The 15094-nt window shown below is 71.7% G+C and carries 11 protein-coding genes; 4 read left to right on the top strand and 7 right to left on the bottom strand.

Features of this window, described 5'->3' with window-relative positions:
* Positions 1–108: 108 nt before the first annotated feature.
* Positions 109–2973: an ABC transporter substrate-binding protein gene (locus tag RLT58_RS24450; protein ID WP_311312502.1), complete on the top strand. Its 2865-nt coding sequence runs from the start codon at positions 109–111 to the stop codon at positions 2971–2973.
* Between the two features lie 10 nt (positions 2974–2983).
* Here the strand turns inward: RLT58_RS24450 and hemW are convergent, their stop codons facing one another.
* The 4 genes from hemW to lepA all read right to left on the bottom strand — a co-directional run bounded on the left by hemW (position 2984) and on the right by lepA (position 10430).
* Positions 2984–4216, bottom strand: coding sequence for a radical SAM family heme chaperone HemW (gene hemW / locus RLT58_RS24445; protein WP_311312501.1), 1233 nt, complete (start codon positions 4214–4216; stop codon positions 2984–2986).
* A 51-nt stretch (positions 4217–4267) separates the two neighbouring features.
* Positions 4268–6184 carry a SpoIIE family protein phosphatase gene (locus RLT58_RS24440; RefSeq protein WP_311314633.1) on the bottom strand — a complete coding sequence of 639 codons (1917 nt, stop codon included), beginning with the start codon at positions 6182–6184 and terminating at the stop codon, positions 4268–4270.
* A gap of 222 nt (positions 6185–6406) precedes the next feature.
* Positions 6407–8296 (bottom strand): AMP-dependent synthetase/ligase, encoded by a 1890-nt coding sequence (locus RLT58_RS24435; protein ID WP_311312500.1) that lies wholly within the window; start codon positions 8294–8296, stop codon positions 6407–6409.
* A 259-nt stretch (positions 8297–8555) separates the two neighbouring features.
* Positions 8556–10430 (bottom strand): translation elongation factor 4, encoded by a 1875-nt coding sequence (gene lepA / locus RLT58_RS24430; RefSeq protein ID WP_311312499.1) that lies wholly within the window; start codon positions 10428–10430, stop codon positions 8556–8558.
* A gap of 213 nt (positions 10431–10643) precedes the next feature.
* Between lepA and rpsT the strand changes: the two genes are divergently transcribed.
* Entirely contained in the window at positions 10644–10910 is a 267-nt protein-coding gene (gene rpsT / locus RLT58_RS24425) for a 30S ribosomal protein S20 (protein ID WP_266778644.1), read from the top strand.
* Between the two features lie 328 nt (positions 10911–11238).
* Here the strand turns inward: rpsT and holA are convergent, their stop codons facing one another.
* Positions 11239–12225 carry a DNA polymerase III subunit delta gene (gene holA, locus RLT58_RS24420; RefSeq protein ID WP_311312498.1) on the bottom strand — a complete coding sequence of 329 codons (987 nt, stop codon included), beginning with the start codon at positions 12223–12225 and terminating at the stop codon, positions 11239–11241.
* A gap of 83 nt (positions 12226–12308) precedes the next feature.
* On the opposite strand from holA, the gene RLT58_RS24415 reads away from it, so the two are divergent.
* Positions 12309–12554, top strand: coding sequence for a hypothetical protein (locus tag RLT58_RS24415; protein WP_311312497.1), 246 nt, complete (start codon positions 12309–12311; stop codon positions 12552–12554).
* Between the two features lie 36 nt (positions 12555–12590).
* Here the strand turns inward: RLT58_RS24415 and RLT58_RS24410 are convergent, their stop codons facing one another.
* A complete protein-coding gene (locus tag RLT58_RS24410; protein WP_311312496.1) occupies positions 12591–13475 on the bottom strand; it encodes a YceI family protein in 885 nt (294 codons plus the stop codon).
* 184 nt (positions 13476–13659) lie between these two features.
* A complete protein-coding gene (locus RLT58_RS24405; RefSeq protein WP_311312495.1) occupies positions 13660–14517 on the bottom strand; it encodes an arylamine N-acetyltransferase family protein in 858 nt (285 codons plus the stop codon).
* Between the two features lie 101 nt (positions 14518–14618).
* Here RLT58_RS24405 and RLT58_RS24400 point away from each other — a divergent pair, with 101 nt between their 5' ends.
* A complete protein-coding gene (locus RLT58_RS24400) occupies positions 14619–15074 on the top strand; it encodes a pyridoxamine 5'-phosphate oxidase family protein (RefSeq protein ID WP_311312494.1) in 456 nt (151 codons plus the stop codon).
* Positions 15075–15094 lie beyond the last annotated feature (20 nt).

Genomic DNA, 15094 nt, shown 5'->3' with positions numbered 1-15094 from the left:
GGCGTTCCCGCCAATCCTGCGCCGATCCGGACGAATGCCTGCGCCTCGCACGCATCATCGGTTATTGAGTGGTTCCTGGCTCTTTTCGCGAGGGAAGGCACGGGGGCGATGGCGCGCGAAGTGTGGCGGGACAGTGCGGAGAACGAGGCGGCCTCCGCCGTCTTCCACTTCGTGCAGCAGCTCATCGACCGGTACCGCGACAACCGGCCGGTGATGCCGCTGGTCGTTCTCCAGGCCGCCGAGGCGGATGTGCCGCACGACGTGGACGCGCGGGTCGAGCAGATCGTGCGCCAGATCCACCGGGCCAACCAGCTGCGCCGCGTCCCGCTGAAGCTGCTGGACGGCCGGGGCGACTCACCGTACGAGGCGGCCCTCGGCATGGTCCGTACGCTGACCGAGAAGCCCTGGGAGACCCGGGGCGGCTCGCAGTACAAGCCGTTCGCCTTTCCCCGCTCGCGGCTGCTGGGCGCCATCGAGCAGGCCACCGCCGCCGTGCTCCGGGACCCCGACCAGGGCGGCTCACGCGACCAGCGCGACGAACGGATCCTGGAGGAGCTGAGCACGCTGCGCTGGCGCTCCAGCCGGCGCGGGCCGCGGAACTGGTGGAGCGCGTTCCGGGAGTCGGTGCGGCCCGAGACATTCGTCGGGGCCGTCGTCATCGCGGTCCTGGGTGTGCTGCTCGGCGAGATCGGCTGGCTGCCGACCGCGCTGGTGGCCGTGGGAGCGGTGCTGGGCCTGGCCGTCGTGCGGCTGGTGACCACCTCGGCGCCGCCGCTGCTGTGGCTGCGCCGGGCCAGCCGCTGGTTCGCCACCACCTCCTCGCTCGCGGCGGCCAGCACCGGCTACCCGTCCGACGGCTGGTCCCGGTTCTCGCCCAGCGGCTCGTGGCGGGTGATCCGGGCCCGGGCGGCGGTGGTCGCGGGACGGGTGGCCGACGCGACGGCGGGCGACGAGCGGTCCCGCCAGTTCCATCTGGAGCTGCGGGTCCAGGCGCTGCTGGAGGACCTCCGCAACAACTACCGCCCGCACACACTGGACTGGCGGCGGGGCAAGCGCACGGTACCCCCGGTGGTCTTCCTGCCGACGGCCGGACAGCACAACGGCGGCATCCAGCTGATCAACGCCATCAACAACGTCCGCTCCCGGCGCAGCGAGGTCGATCCGCTGCTGCTCCTGGCGTCGCTGCCGGCCGCCGAGATCCTGCGGCACACCCCGCCGCTGCCCGCCGATCCGCTGCCCACGCACAGCGGCGCCGCCCGCGCCCGCTACGAGGACTGGATCAGCCATCTCAGCGTCGGCCAGTCCCCCTCGGCGGCGGCCACGCTCGCCTGGGTGCTGCGGCTGCCGCTCTCGACGGAACAGCTCACCCATGAGCACGGCCACGCACAGCTCGTCACGGAGCGGGTGCGCAGGACGTGGGTGTGGTGGGTGATGTCGCGGACCACCGTCGCCTGTCTGCTGGCCGGTGCGCTGCTGGGGACGCTGCTGCTGAGCAACCATCTGGCGGACCGCTACTGCCACGGCCCGCTGACGGACGTCAACACGGACTCGGTGCGTCTTCCGGGACCGGGCGGCGGGGCCAAGGAGTGCATCGGCGTGGCCACGACCGACCAGGTGCGGTTCGCGGCGGGCAATCCGCTGGAGCTGGACGGCGCGGGCGCGGGGGTCACCTTCGACCGGCTGGAGCGGGCGGTGACCGAGGAGAACGCCCGTATCCAGCCCGGCGACAAATACATCACCCTCATCTACGCGGGCCCGTTCACCGCCTCGTCCCCGGAACGCACCCGCAAGGCGCTGGAGGAGCTGACCGGCGTCTACCTCTACCAGCACCACACCAACACGCTGGACTTCTCCGTCCGGCTGCGGGTGCTCACCGCCAACGGCGGGCAGGACATGCTCCAGCAGATCCCGGCGGTGAGGAAGATCATCGAGGTGGCCGAAAGAGATCCCTCGGTCGTCGGGGTCGTCGGGCTCGGACGGGACACGACGGACAGCCCGCAGGCCACAGAACTGCTCCAGAAGGCCGGTCTGCCCGTGGTGGACACCACCAACTCCGGCGGCTATCTGGCGACGGACTACTCGAACTACTTCGGCATCGCGGCGACCGACCAGGAACAGGCGGACGCCCTGGGCCTGGTGGCCCGGCAGGTGGCGAAGAAGGCACGGAACCCGCGGGCCCTGGTGCTCTCCCGCCGGCTCGGCAACAACGACAAGGACCGCTACACGCTGGAGCAGCGCACGGTCGGCCGCGCGATGCTGGCGGAGTCCGGATTCGCGCTGTCCCCGTTGGTGGAATACGACCTCGGCCGCCGCAGCAGCGCCGATCTGGACCGGCCGGTGCAGCGGATCTGCGCGGCGGACCCGCCGCCGGACGCCCTGTACTTCGCCGGCCGGGTCGAGGACGTCGCCAATCTGATGAGCCGGCTCGCCCACAACTGCTCCGGCCGGTCCATCACCGTCTTCACCGGTGACGACCTGACCAAGGCCCGGCTCGACGACAGCACGGACGCCACGAAGAACGTCACGCTCTTCCACACGGCCCTCGCCCCGATGGGCCGGGGCCGGGCCGACGGCTTCTACGAGGAGTCGCGCCGGGCGCTGGAGCGGCTGCTGCCCGAGGGCCGTACGCTCCCCGCGCTGCCGAAGAGCAAGCCGTACGAGAACGCGCTGTTCGCCAGCGGGCAGTCGGTGATCTCCTACAGCGCGACGGCCGCCCTGTACGACGCCGCCAGCCACGGCGACGCGGTGAACAGCGCGGCCGAGACCTGGGCGAACCTCTACGCGGTGCGGCTGCAGACGATGCCCACCGGCACGATCACCTTCCGGGGCTTCATCCCGTACGAGCCGCAGGCCGGCCACGGCCTCGACGTCGTCCAGATCACCTACCCCGACGGCCGCAGCAGCGCCCGGATCATCTGCGGCCGCGCGGCCGGCGCGCACGGCCTGTCCCCGGCGGGCTGCCCGGTGCGCTGAGCGCGGGGGCTCAGTCGACGAGGTCGCGCACCACGGCGTCGGCGAGCAGCCGGCCCCGCAGGGTCAGCACGGCCCGCTCCTCGGCGAACGGCGCCGGCTCCAGGAGCCCGTCGTCGACCGCCCGGCGGGCCGCGGCCAGCCCGGCGGGGGCGAGCAGGGAGAGCGGGCAGCCGTCGACGAGCCGCAGCTCCAGCAGGATGCGCTCGACCCGGCGGTCCTCGGCGGAGAGGATCTCGCGCCCCGCACCCGGGGAGCGCCCCTCGGCGAGCGCCTGCGCATACGCCCCGGGGTGCTTCACGTTCCACCAGCGGACCCCGCCGACATGGCTGTGGGCTCCGGGCCCCGCGCCCCACCAGTCGGCCCCGCGCCAGTACAGCTCGTTGTGCAGGCAGCGGCCCTCGGGCGTCCGGGACCAGTTCGACACCTCGTACCAGGAGAAGCCGGCCGCGGCCATCGCCTCGTCCGCGATCAGATAGCGGTCGGCGTGCGCGTCGTCGTCCGTCATCGGGATCTCGCCGCGCTTGATCCGGCGGGCCAGCTGCGTGCCCTCCTCGACGATCAGGGCGTACGCCGACACATGGTCGGGTCCCGCGCCGATCGCCGCGTCGAGGGAGGCCCGCCAGTCGTCGTCGGACTCGCCGGGGGTGCCGTAGATCAGGTCGAGGTTGACGTGCTCGAAGCCGGCCGCCCTGGCCTCGGCGACACAGGCCTCGGGCCGGCCGGGTGTGTGGGTGCGGTCGAGGATCTTCAGGACGTGCTGCCGGGCGCTCTGCATCCCGAAGGAGATCCGGTTGAAGCCGCCCTCGCGCAGCTCGGCCAGGTAGTCCGGGCCGACCGACTCGGGATTGGCCTCGGTGGTGATCTCGGCGTCGTCCGCGAGCCCGAACTCCTCGCGGATCGCGGCCAGCATCCGGACGAGGTCGGCGGCGGCCAGCAGGGTGGGCGTCCCGCCGCCGACGAAGACCGTACGGACCTGCCGGGGGTCGTCGCCGAGGACCTTGCGGGCCTGGCGGACCTCGCCGATGAGATGCGCGGCGTAGTTGTCCCGGGAGGCCAGCGCACCGCCGGAGCCGCGCAGCTCGGTCGCGGTGTAGGTGTTGAAGTCGCAGTAGCCGCAGCGGGTCGCGCAGTACGGCACGTGGAGGTAGAAGCCGAGCGGACGGCCGGCGGCGCCTTCCAGGGCATGGCGGGGCAGCGCCCCGTCGTCGGGCACGGGCTCACCATCGGGCAGTACGGAAGGCATACCGTCCATTGTCGCGCGCCGCCCGGCAACCGGACGCCACGCCCGTACGGGCTACTCCCCGGGCCGTTCCATGGCCTGGAGGACCAGCAGCGCCAGGTCGTCGTCCGGCGGGCGCTCGGCGAAGGCGTGCACCGCGTGCTTGATGCGGTCCGCGATCTCCTCGGCGCTCAGCCCCGCGCAGCCGGAGAGGGCCTGGGCGAGGCCGTCGCCGTCGTCGAACATCAGCGGTCCGGAGCGCCGCTCGGTGACCCCGTCGGTGACACAGAGCAGGCTGTCGCCCGGGGCCAGGTCGAAGCTCTGGGTCTCGTAGACGGCGTCGTCCATGACGCCGAGGAGCAGCTGCGGTTCGGCGGCGGGGCGCACGGTGCCGTCGGGGCGCAGCAGCAGCGGCAGCGGGTGTCCCGCGCTGGCCAGGGTGCAGCGGGCACCGCCGCCGGGCAGCGGCACCAGCTCCCCGTACAGCAGGGACAGGAAGCGGGACTGCCCGCTGTCCGCCGAGTGCTGCCCGCCGGCGGCGGCGACCATGAGAGCGGCCGCCTCGGCGGCCTCCATCGCGTCGTCGAGGAGCAGCCGGTTGAGCCGGACCAGGACCTCACCGGCCTGGAAGCCCTCGCGGGCCAGCAGCCGCAGCCAGGGACGGGCCAGACCGGTGACGACGGCGGCCTCGGGCCCGCTGCCCTGGACGTCGCCGAGGACGAAGCACCAGCGGTCGTTGGGGCACGGGAAGATGTCGTAGAAGTCGCCTCCGACCACCCCGTCGTCGCTCGGTTCGTAGACCAGGGAGCTGGCGACGCCCGGTATGTCGGCGACCTTGCTGGGCAGCAGTCCGCGCTGCAGGATGCGGCTGATGGTGGCCTGCCGGGTGTACGCGCGGGCGGCGCCGACGGCGAGGCCGACCCGGCGCACGAAGTCCTCGACGAGCGCCGTGACCTCGTCGGGCACCCGGGCGATGCCCTCGCGGCCCAGGAGTACGGCACCGAGGGTGCGGCCGCCCGAGGTGATCCGGTAGGCGAGCGCGACGCCCTCGCGCCCGTCCGGCGGTGCCTCGCCGTCCTCCGTGCTGCCGGGCCACGGCATCGAGACGGGGCCGGTGCCGACCCGCTCGGGGAGCCGGAGGGGGTCGCCCTCCAGATGGGCGCGCAGGGTGGGGATGCGGGTCTCGTCGATGTGCCAGACCTTGGCGAGCCGGGGGACGGCAGCGCGGCCGGCGGTCTCGGGCTCCAGCCAGATCGCGCACCAGTCGGCGAGCCGGGGCACGAGTAACTGTCCGGCCAGCGCCGCCACGATGTCCTCGTCGAGCTGGCCGGCGAGCAGGTCGGAGGCCTCGGCCAGGAAGGACAGCGCGCCGCGTCCGGCCCAGTCGGCGTCGTCGCGCAGGGCGCGCCGGGCGGTGGGGGCGAGGAGTTCGGCGGCCCGCAGCCCGTGCTGGAAGCCGGCTTCCGGGCGGGCGTCGGGGAAGGGGTTCCAGTCGTCGACGGGGAGGCGGGCCCAGACGGTCTTGAGGCCGGTGCGGTAGGTGATGCCCCAGCGTTCGGCGAGGGTGGCGACGAGTTCCAGGCCGCGCCCGTACTCGGCGGGCTCCCCCGGGGCGCCCGTGCCTGCCCCGCCGCCCTCGGGGCGGTCGCTGCGCACGGCGCGGGCGGGGTGGTGGTCGGAGACCTCGATCACCAGCGCGGAGGCCTCGTCGTCGGTGGCCTCCTCCAGCCGGAAGAGCAGCTCTACGTTGGTTCCCGCGTGCACGACCGCGTTGGTCACCAGCTCGCTGACGACGACCGCCGCGTCGTCGGACAGCCGCTCGCTGAACCCCACGGCGGCCGGCAGCCCGAGCGCGCTCCACTCGGCGAGCGCGGCCGCGACGAACCGCCGGGCCGCCGCGGGGGCGAGCAGGTTGCCGGGCAGGCTGGTCCGGGCGGCCGACGGGCTGGACGCGGCACTGGTTCCGGGACGCTGCACGATGTCCCGCTGCAAGGGAATGGACCCCACAGGGCGGCTCCTGACCTGATCTCGCTCTGCCTGTTCTCCGTTATGCGCCGCTGACGACACGGACAGAGTGACAGATCGGCCCTTCCCATACGCGTCGAGTTACGGAAGTGGGAGGAGATCGACGTCCGGCCCGGTATGCGCCGGGCGTGCGCCCGGCCCCCGCGCCGTAGCGCGGGGGCCGGGGAAGGAGCTGGGGCGACGGGCGTGTCAGGCCTCGCGGGAGCCCGCGTACATGTCCTCGATCAGGTCCTTGTACGTGCGCTCGACGACGGGCCGCTTCAGCTTGAGGCTGGGGGTCACCTCGCCGTGCTCGATGTCGAGGTCGCGCGGGAGCAGCCGGAACTTCTTGATGGTCTGCCAGCGCTGGAGGCCCTCGTTGAGGCGCTTCACATAGCCGTCGATGAGCTCGACGGTCTTCGGGTCCGCCACGACCTCGGCGTACGTCCTGCCCTCCAGGCCGTTCTCGGCGGCCCAGCCGAGGATGGTGGGCTCGTCGAGGGCGATCAGCGCGGTGCAGAAGTTACGGTCCGCGCCGTGCACCAGGATGTTGGAGACGAACGGGCAGACCGCCTTGAACTGTCCCTCGACCTCGGCGGGCGCGATGTACTTGCCGCCCGAGGTCTTGATGAGGTCCTTCTTGCGGTCGGTGATCCGCAGATAGCCGTCCACCGACAGCTCGCCGATGTCGCCGGTGTGGAACCAGCCGTCGGCCTCCAGCACCTCGGCGGTCTTGTCGGGCAGCCCCTGGTAGCCCTGCATCAGGCCGGGGCCGCGGAGCAGGATCTCGCCGTCGTCGGCGATCCGGACCTCGGTGCCGGGGAGCGGCTTGCCGACCGTGCCGGTGCGGTAGGCCTCGCCCGGGTTGACGAAGGAGGCGGCGCTGGTCTCGGTGAGGCCGTAGCCCTCCAGGATGTGGATGCCGGCGCCGGCGAAGAAGAAGCCGATGTCGGGGGCGAGCGCGGCGGAGCCGGAGACGCAGGCGCGGAGGCGGCCGCCGAAGGCCTCGCGGATCTTGGCGAAGACGAGGGTGTCGGCGACCTTGTGCTTGGCGCCGAGCGCGAAGGGCACGGAGGCGGTGCCGGTGCGCCGGAAGTTGTCCTGGGAGACCTTCGCGTACTCGCGGGCGACGCCGGCCGCCCACTGGAAGATCTTGTACTTGGCCCCGCCGCCGGCCCGCGCCTTGGCAGCGACCCCGTTGTAGACCTTCTCGAAGATGCGCGGGACGGCCGCCATGTAGGTCGGCTGGACGACCGGCAGATTCTCGATGATCTTGTCGACCCGGCCGTCGACCGCGGTGACGTGTCCGACCTCGATCTGTCCGGAGGTGAGGACCTTGCCGAAGACATGGGCGAGGGGCAGCCAGAGGTACTGGACGTCGTCCTTGGTGATGAGCCCGGTGGAGACGGTGGCCTTGGCCATGTACGACCAGTTGTCGTGCGGCAGCCGTACGCCCTTGGGGCGGCCGGTGGTGCCCGAGGTGTAGATGAGGGTCGCGAGCTGGTCGGAGGTGATCGCGTCGACCCGCTCGGTGATGGCGTCCGGGTTCTTGGCGAGGTGCTCGGCGCCCCGGGCCTCCAGGTCGGCCAGCGTGAGCACCCAGCCCTCGGGGTCGCCCTCGGCCGGTCCGGCGCCCTCCGCGTCGATGACGACGACATGGGCGAGGTTCGGCAGCTCGGCGCGGCGCTCGCGGGCCTTGGCCAGCTGGGCGGCGTCCTCGGCGATCAGCACCCGGCTCTCGGAGTCCGAGAGGATGAACGCCGACTCCTCGGTGTTGGTCGAGGGGTAGATCGTGGTGGTCGCGGCGCCCGCGCACATGACCCCGAGGTCGACGAGGATCCACTCCACCCGGGTGGACGCGGCGAGCGCGACGCGCTCCTCGGGCCGCACACCGAGAGCGATCAGCCCGGCGGCCACGGCGTAGACCCGTTCGGCGGCCTGCGCCCAGCTCAGCGACTTCCACTCATCGGGTCCCTGGCCGTCGGCGGCGGGCACGGGGTAGCGGTAGGCCTCCCCGTCCGGGGTGGCCGCCACCCGGTCGATGAAGAGGGTCGCCACGGAGGGCGGACGGTTCTCGATCATGGTCTGTGTGTCGCTCACGACATCCTCCGGGCCTACGGCAGTGCTTCACGACCGGCTGCTGATTTGCGGCTTGCTCTCCGCGTATGTCTGGTGCTTGATCCCGCTTGTTTAACTCACGAGTAACTAAGAAGTCGTGCTCAGGGTAAAGCTCCCGCGTCCGCCGCGTAAGGGGCAATCGGGCGCCGCTTCATAACGAACGGGCCCCCGCGCCGCAGTGTTCTGCGGCGCGGGGGCCCGTCGGCCTACCGATCGGTAGCGTCCCGGGCGGGGGCGGGGGTCACTTCTTGGCCTTGCTGTCCCCGGCGGACTCGTCGGTCGACAGGACGGAGATGAACGCGTCCTGCGGCACCTCCACGTTGCCGACCATCTTCATCCGCTTCTTGCCCTCTTTCTGCTTCTCCAGCAGCTTCCGCTTACGGGAGATGTCACCGCCGTAGCACTTGGCGAGGACGTCCTTGCGGATGGCGCGGACGGTCTCACGGGCGATGACCCGGGAGCCGATGGCCGCCTGGATCGGCACCTCGAAGTTCTGCCGGGGGATGAGCTTCTGCAGCTTGGCGACGAGCCGGACGCCGTACGCGTACGCCTTGTCCTTGTGCGTCACCGCGGAGAACGCGTCGACCTTGTCGCCGTGCAGCAGGATGTCGACCTTCACGAGCTGGGCCGACTGCTCGCCGGTGGGCTCGTAGTCCAGGGAGGCGTAACCGCGGGTCTTGGACTTCAGCTGGTCGAAGAAGTCGAAGACGATCTCGGCGAGCGGCAGGGTGTAGCGGATCTCGACCCGGTCCTCGGAGAGGTAGTCCATGCCGAGGAGGGTGCCGCGGCGCTGCTGGCACAGCTCCATGATCGCGCCGATGAACTCGCTGGGCGCCAGGACCGTGGCCCGGACGACCGGCTCGTGCACCTTGTCGATCTTGCCCTCGGGGAATTCACTCGGGTTGGTGACGGTGTGCTCGCTGCCGTCCTCCATCTCGACCCGGTAGACCACGTTGGGCGCGGTGGCGATGAGGTCGAGGCCGAACTCGCGCTCCAGGCGCTCGCGGACCACGTCGAGGTGGAGCAGCCCCAGGAAGCCGACGCGGAAACCGAAGCCGAGCGCGGCGGAGGTCTCCGGCTCGTACACCAGCGCGGCGTCGTTGAGCTGGAGCTTGTCCAGCGCCTCGCGCAGGTCCGGGTAGTCCGAGCCGTCCAGCGGGTAGAGCCCCGAGAACACCATCGGCTTGGGGTCCTTGTAGCCGCCCAGGGCCTCGGTGGCGCCGTTGCTCAGAGAGGTGATCGTGTCACCGACCTTGGACTGCCGGACGTCCTTCACGCCGGTGATGATGTAGCCGACCTCGCCCACACCGATGCCGTCGGCCGGGGTCATCTCCGGCGAGGAGACCCCGATCTCCAGCAGCTCGTGGGTGGCGCCGGTCGACATCATCTTGATGCGCTCGCGCTTGTTCAGCTGGCCGTCGACGACACGGACGTACGTGACGACGCCCCGGTACGAGTCGTAGACGGAGTCGAAGATCATCGCGCGGGCGGGGGCGTCGGCCTTGCCCACGGGCGCCGGGACGTCCCGCACCACGCGGTCGAGCAGCGCGTCCACACCGATGCCGGTCTTCGCGGAGACCTTGAGCACATCCTCCGGCCGGCAGCCGATGAGGTTGGCCAGCTCCTCGGAGAACTTCTCGGGCTGGGCGGCCGGCAGGTCGATCTTGTTGAGCACCGGGACGATGGTGAGGTCGTTCTCCATCGCCAGGTAGAGGTTGGCCAGCGTCTGGGCCTCGATGCCCTGTGCGGCGTCGACCAGCAGGATCGTGCCCTCGCAGGCCGCGAGCGACCGGGAGACCTCATAGGTGAAGTCGACGTGTCCCGGGGTGTCGATCATGTTGAGGACATGGGTGCTGCCCTGGCCCTCGCCGGTGGTCGGGGCCCAGGGCAGCCGGACCGCCTGGGACTTGATGGTGATGCCACGCTCGCGCTCGATGTCCATCCGGTCGAGGTACTGAGCGCGCATCTGCCGCTGGTCGACCACACCGGTCAGCTGGAGCATCCGGTCGGCAAGGGTCGACTTGCCGTGGTCGATGTGCGCGATGATGCAGAAATTGCGGATCAGCGCCGGGTCGGTACGGCTCGGCTCGGGCACGTGGAGAGGAGTCGCGGGCACGCAGGGTCCTGATTCTTGAGACGCCGAACGCCGTGTCTCGGGTCGATGTCGGGTCGGTCGGATCTGTACGTAGCTTCCATCGTCCCACGCCTGCGGGGCGGAGACCGGTTTGGGCCGGTCGGACCGTGGCTGCTACCGTGGACAGCTGTGCCTGATGGCTCTCGGGCCGCAGGACACACATCGAAGATCCAACGAACCTGAAAAGGCTCTTTCGTGGCGAACATCAAGTCCCAGATCAAGCGGAACAAGACGAACGAGAAGGCGCGCCTGCGCAACAAGGCCGTCAAGTCCTCGCTCAAGACCGCGATCCGCAAGGCCCGCGAGGCCGTCGTTGCGGGCGACGTCGAGAAGGCCACCGTGGCCGTTCGCGACGCTTCGCGCGCCCTCGACAAGGCTGTCTCGAAGGGTGTCATCCACAAGAACGCCGCCGCCAACAAGAAGTCGGCGCTGGCCACCAAGGTTGCCACCCTCCAGGGCTGAGCATTCTGATGTGATCGCCGGAACGGACCAGCGGGCCCTCTCTCCCGCCCCGTACCGGCCCCCCGCGCCGCACACCGAACCTGCGTTCGCCACGCGGGTGCGGCGCACCGAGCTCAAGGCGAAGGCCCCCGCTGTTCCCCTCCCCAGGGAAACGACGGGGGCCTTCGTCGTACCTGTCCTCGTACGACGCACCACATGGGCACGCTCCGACCCGCAGGTCAAAGCCCACCCCGGCACAACCCAGCCCGTCCGGCGCTTGAGGACGCCTGAACGGCAAGTTCAAGCCCGTCCGGCGCTTGAGGACACCGCGGTGCCCACCCCTGCGGGGCTACCGCCCCGCCCGCGCGGCCCGCGCCACAGCCACCACCGCCTTCTCCAGGGCGTACTCAGGGTCGTCCCCCCCGCCCTTCACCCCCGCATCCGCATCCGCCACCGCCCGCAACGCCACCGCGACCCCGTCCGGCGTCCAGCCCCGCATCTGCTGCCGCACCCGGTCGATCTTCCACGGCGGCATGCCCAGCTCCCGCGCCAGATCCGCCGGCCGCCCCCCGCGCGCCGACGACAGCTTGCCGATCGCCCGGACGCCCTGGGCGAGCGCGCTGGTGATCAGGACGGGAGCCACCCCGGTCGACAGCGACCAGCGCAGCGCCTCCAGGGCCTCCGCCGCCCGCCCCTCGACCGCCCGGTCGGCCACCGTGAAGCTCGACGCCTCCGCGCGCCCCGTGTAGTAGCGCCCGACGACCGCCTCGTCGATCGTGCCCTCGACGTCCGCGACGAGCTGCGAGACCGCGCTCGCCAGCTCCCGCAGATCGCTGCCGATGGAGTCGACCAGCGCCTGGCACGCCTCGGGCGTAGCCGAACGCCCCAGCGCCCGGAACTCCCCGCGCACGAACGACAGCCGCTCGGCCGGCTTGGTCGTTTTCGGGCAGGCGACCTCACGCGCCCCCGCCTTGCGCGCCGCGTCGAGCAGCCCCTTGCCCTTGGCGCCGCCCGCGTGCAGCAGCACGAGGGTGATCTCCTCGACCGGGTCGTCGAGGTACTTCTTGACGTCCTTGACCGTGTCGGCGGAGAGATCCTGCGCGTTGCGCACGATCACCACCTTGCGCTCGGCGAACAGCGACGGGCTCGTCAGCTCGGCGAGGGTGCCCGGCTGGAGCTGGTCGGAGGTGAGGTCCCGGACGTCCGTGTCGGAGTCGGAGGCCCGGGCCGCCACCACCACCTGCTGCACGGCGCGGTCCAGGAGCAGGTCCTCCTGCCCCACGGCGAGCGTGAGCGGGGCGAGCGGGTCGTCGGTGGAATTCCTTCTGGTGGCCATCGCCGTCCAGCATCCCACGGGCCACTGACAGCCCGGCCGCGACCGGGGCCGGAGCACCGCGGCCCGTGCCCGAGAATGGGCGGGTGAGCGATGTGAGACATGTGCTGGTGCTGCCCGACCGCGACGCCGCGGAGGAGGCCGCCGCGGAACTGGCCGACCGTTTCGGGGTCGCCGAGGAACCACAGCTCGTACGCGACGCGCTGGCCGGCGAGGACGACGCCGAGGACGCCCAGTGGCTGGTGGTCGTGGAGGACCCGGACCGCCGGCTCGACGCCGCGGCGCTCGACGCGTTCGCCGAGGAGTACGAGGGCTGGCTGGAGGCGCCGTAGCGGGCGCCCGGCGCCGGTCCGCGCCGCCGCCCGGGGTCAGCCCTTGGGGACGATCTGGATGTCCATGTCGATGGCGATGCTGGAGCCGACCGCCGCGATGCCGCGCGCCAGCATGGTCTGCCAGGTGAGCGTGAAGTCCTCGCGGTGCAGCTCCGTGGTGGCCCGGCACGCGGCCCTGGTCTCGCCCTCCAGCCCGTTGCCGAGGCCGAGGTACTGGGTGTCCAGCGTCACCGTACGGCTCACGCCGTGCAGGGTGAGCGCACCGCTCACGCCCCAGCGGGCGCCGCCCCGGTGCACGAACCGGTCGCTGTAGAACTCCAGCGTCGGATAGCGGCCGACGTCGAGGAAGTCCCCCGAACGCAGATGGTCGTCGCGCATCTGGACGTTCGTGTCGATCGACGCGGCGTCGATGATCACGTGCATGGCCGAGTCCTCCATGCGGTCGGCGATCCGGATCGCGCCCGCGAAGGTGTTGAACCGGCCGTGGATACGCGCCATCCCGATGTGCCGCGCCGTAAAGCCGATCTGCGAGTGCATCGGCTCGATCTCCCACTCGCCGGGATCGGGCAGCTGCGGAGGTGCGGCGACCTGGAGCATCACGTCGCCCAGGGCCGCGTGACCGCCCTCGGTCACCACGGCCGCGCCATGGAACGGGGTGAAGCCCTCCGCCGTCACGGCCAGCCGGTACTCCCCCGCCGGAACGGTGGCCAGGACACTGCCGTACGGATCCGTCTCGCCGCCGACGACCTTGCGCCCCGCGCCGTCCGTGACCACGAACTCGGCCTGCCGCACACCCTCGTTGACCGGGTCCAGGACCCGGCAGCTCAGGACGCCCGCCGAGGCCGGTACCGGCAGTCCGGCGAGGGCGTTGCCGCGCCCGGCCCCCTGCGCTCCCTTGTTTCCGAACCAACGGCCGAACATCTCACGCACTCCCGGGGGCGAGTTCACCTCGGGCCGGAGGGCTGGACGTCGTTGTCGGAGCAGCGGCCCGCCGACGAGCATGCATTCGATCACCCATGAGGCGTTCGAGGCAAACGGGAGGCTCCAAGCGGTCTTGGGTGGAGGTGTTACCGAAGGTCCGAATTGATCGCTCCGTCTGCGTCCGTCACCCCTTCGACGCGGACGGTTCCACCTTCCCTTCGGTGGGCAGCCGGTCGAGGTGCACCCCGAAGTGCTCGCGGTAGGCGGCGCGTACGTCCGCGTCGCTGTCGAGCGGCGTCTCGCGCCGCTCCGCGCCCACCGTGGTGAGGAGCCTGCGGCCCTTGAGCGTGATCCGTCCGTCGGGGGTGAAGCGCGAGCAGACCGGCGACCGGGTGAAACTGGAGTCGGGAGAGGTCCGGTGGTACCAGGCACCGGCCCGGAAGTCGGCCAGCACCCGGGGCCGCGACTCCAGCCGGAACTGCGGCACCCCGTCCCGCAGCACATCCAGATCCCCCTGGCCCGCGCCGCATTCGCCGCCCTCATGGTCGGCACCGCCCTCGGCCGGGACCGGCGCGATCCGGAAGACGCCGCGCGGATCCTCCTGCTGCGAACGGTCGTCGAGCGCCAGCGGAAGCTGGGCATGATCGCCGAAGCCGACGTCGGCGAGCCACGGCCCGGTGCCGTCGTCCGTCTCCACCCGCAGCGCCAGATGGTCGTAAGGGATGCCGAGCCGTCCGCCCTCGCCGTGGACCCGGGCCTGGAGCAGGGTGACGCGGAAGCCGAGGGCCCGCAGCAGCGCGGCGAACGCCCCGTTGAGTTCGTAGCAGAACCCGCCCCGGCGGTCCGCCACGACCTTGTCCAGGAGCGCCGCCTCCTCCAGCACGATGTCCTCGCCGAGATGGATCGAGAGGTTCTCGAAGGGCACGGCGAGAAGGTGACGGCCTTGCAGCTCGCGCAGTGCCTCGGCGTCGGCCCGGGCGGGTCTGTCGGCGCCGATGCGCGCCAGATAGGCATCGATGGTCTGGGGCAGGTGCGGGTCCATGAGCGCAGTCTTTCCCGGCGGGCGGCACACCGCCATGAGCCGCTGGTCCTAGGCCCGGCGACGGAGGCGGAGCCGGGCACTCGCTCGCTAGCGTGCGGGGCATGACGCATCCGGAGCCGCCCCGCAGCAGGGAACAGCGCACACAGGACACACTCGATCGCCTGGAGAAGGACAAGGACGCCTGGGTGTCGACCGCCTCGGCCGACGGGGTGCCGACCCTGGTGCCGCTGTCGTACGTGTGGCACGAGGGGACCCTGCTGATGGCTACCCGCCGCACCAACCCGACGGCGGTCAACGTGACACCGGCCGGACAGGCCCGGATCGCGCTGGGCCACACCCGCGATGTGGTCATCATCGAGGCGACCGCCGAGGTGGTCGAGGGCACGGACCTCCCCACGGCGGCGGGCGACGCCTTCGCCACGAAGTTCGACTGGGACCTGCGGGGCCGCCCCGCCTGGGTGTACCTGCGTTTCACCCCCCACGCGGTCAGGGCCTGGCGGGAGGTCAACGAGCAGCCCGGCCGTGAACTGATGGCCGACGGACACTGGCTGGCCTGACCCCCCGGCCGTGACCGGCG

Source organism: Streptomyces sp. ITFR-16, from assembly GCF_031844705.1.
Classification (GTDB): domain Bacteria; phylum Actinomycetota; class Actinomycetes; order Streptomycetales; family Streptomycetaceae; genus Streptomyces.
Note: the sequence above shows the minus strand (reverse complement) of the source record. Positions and strands in the feature narration are given on the sequence as shown.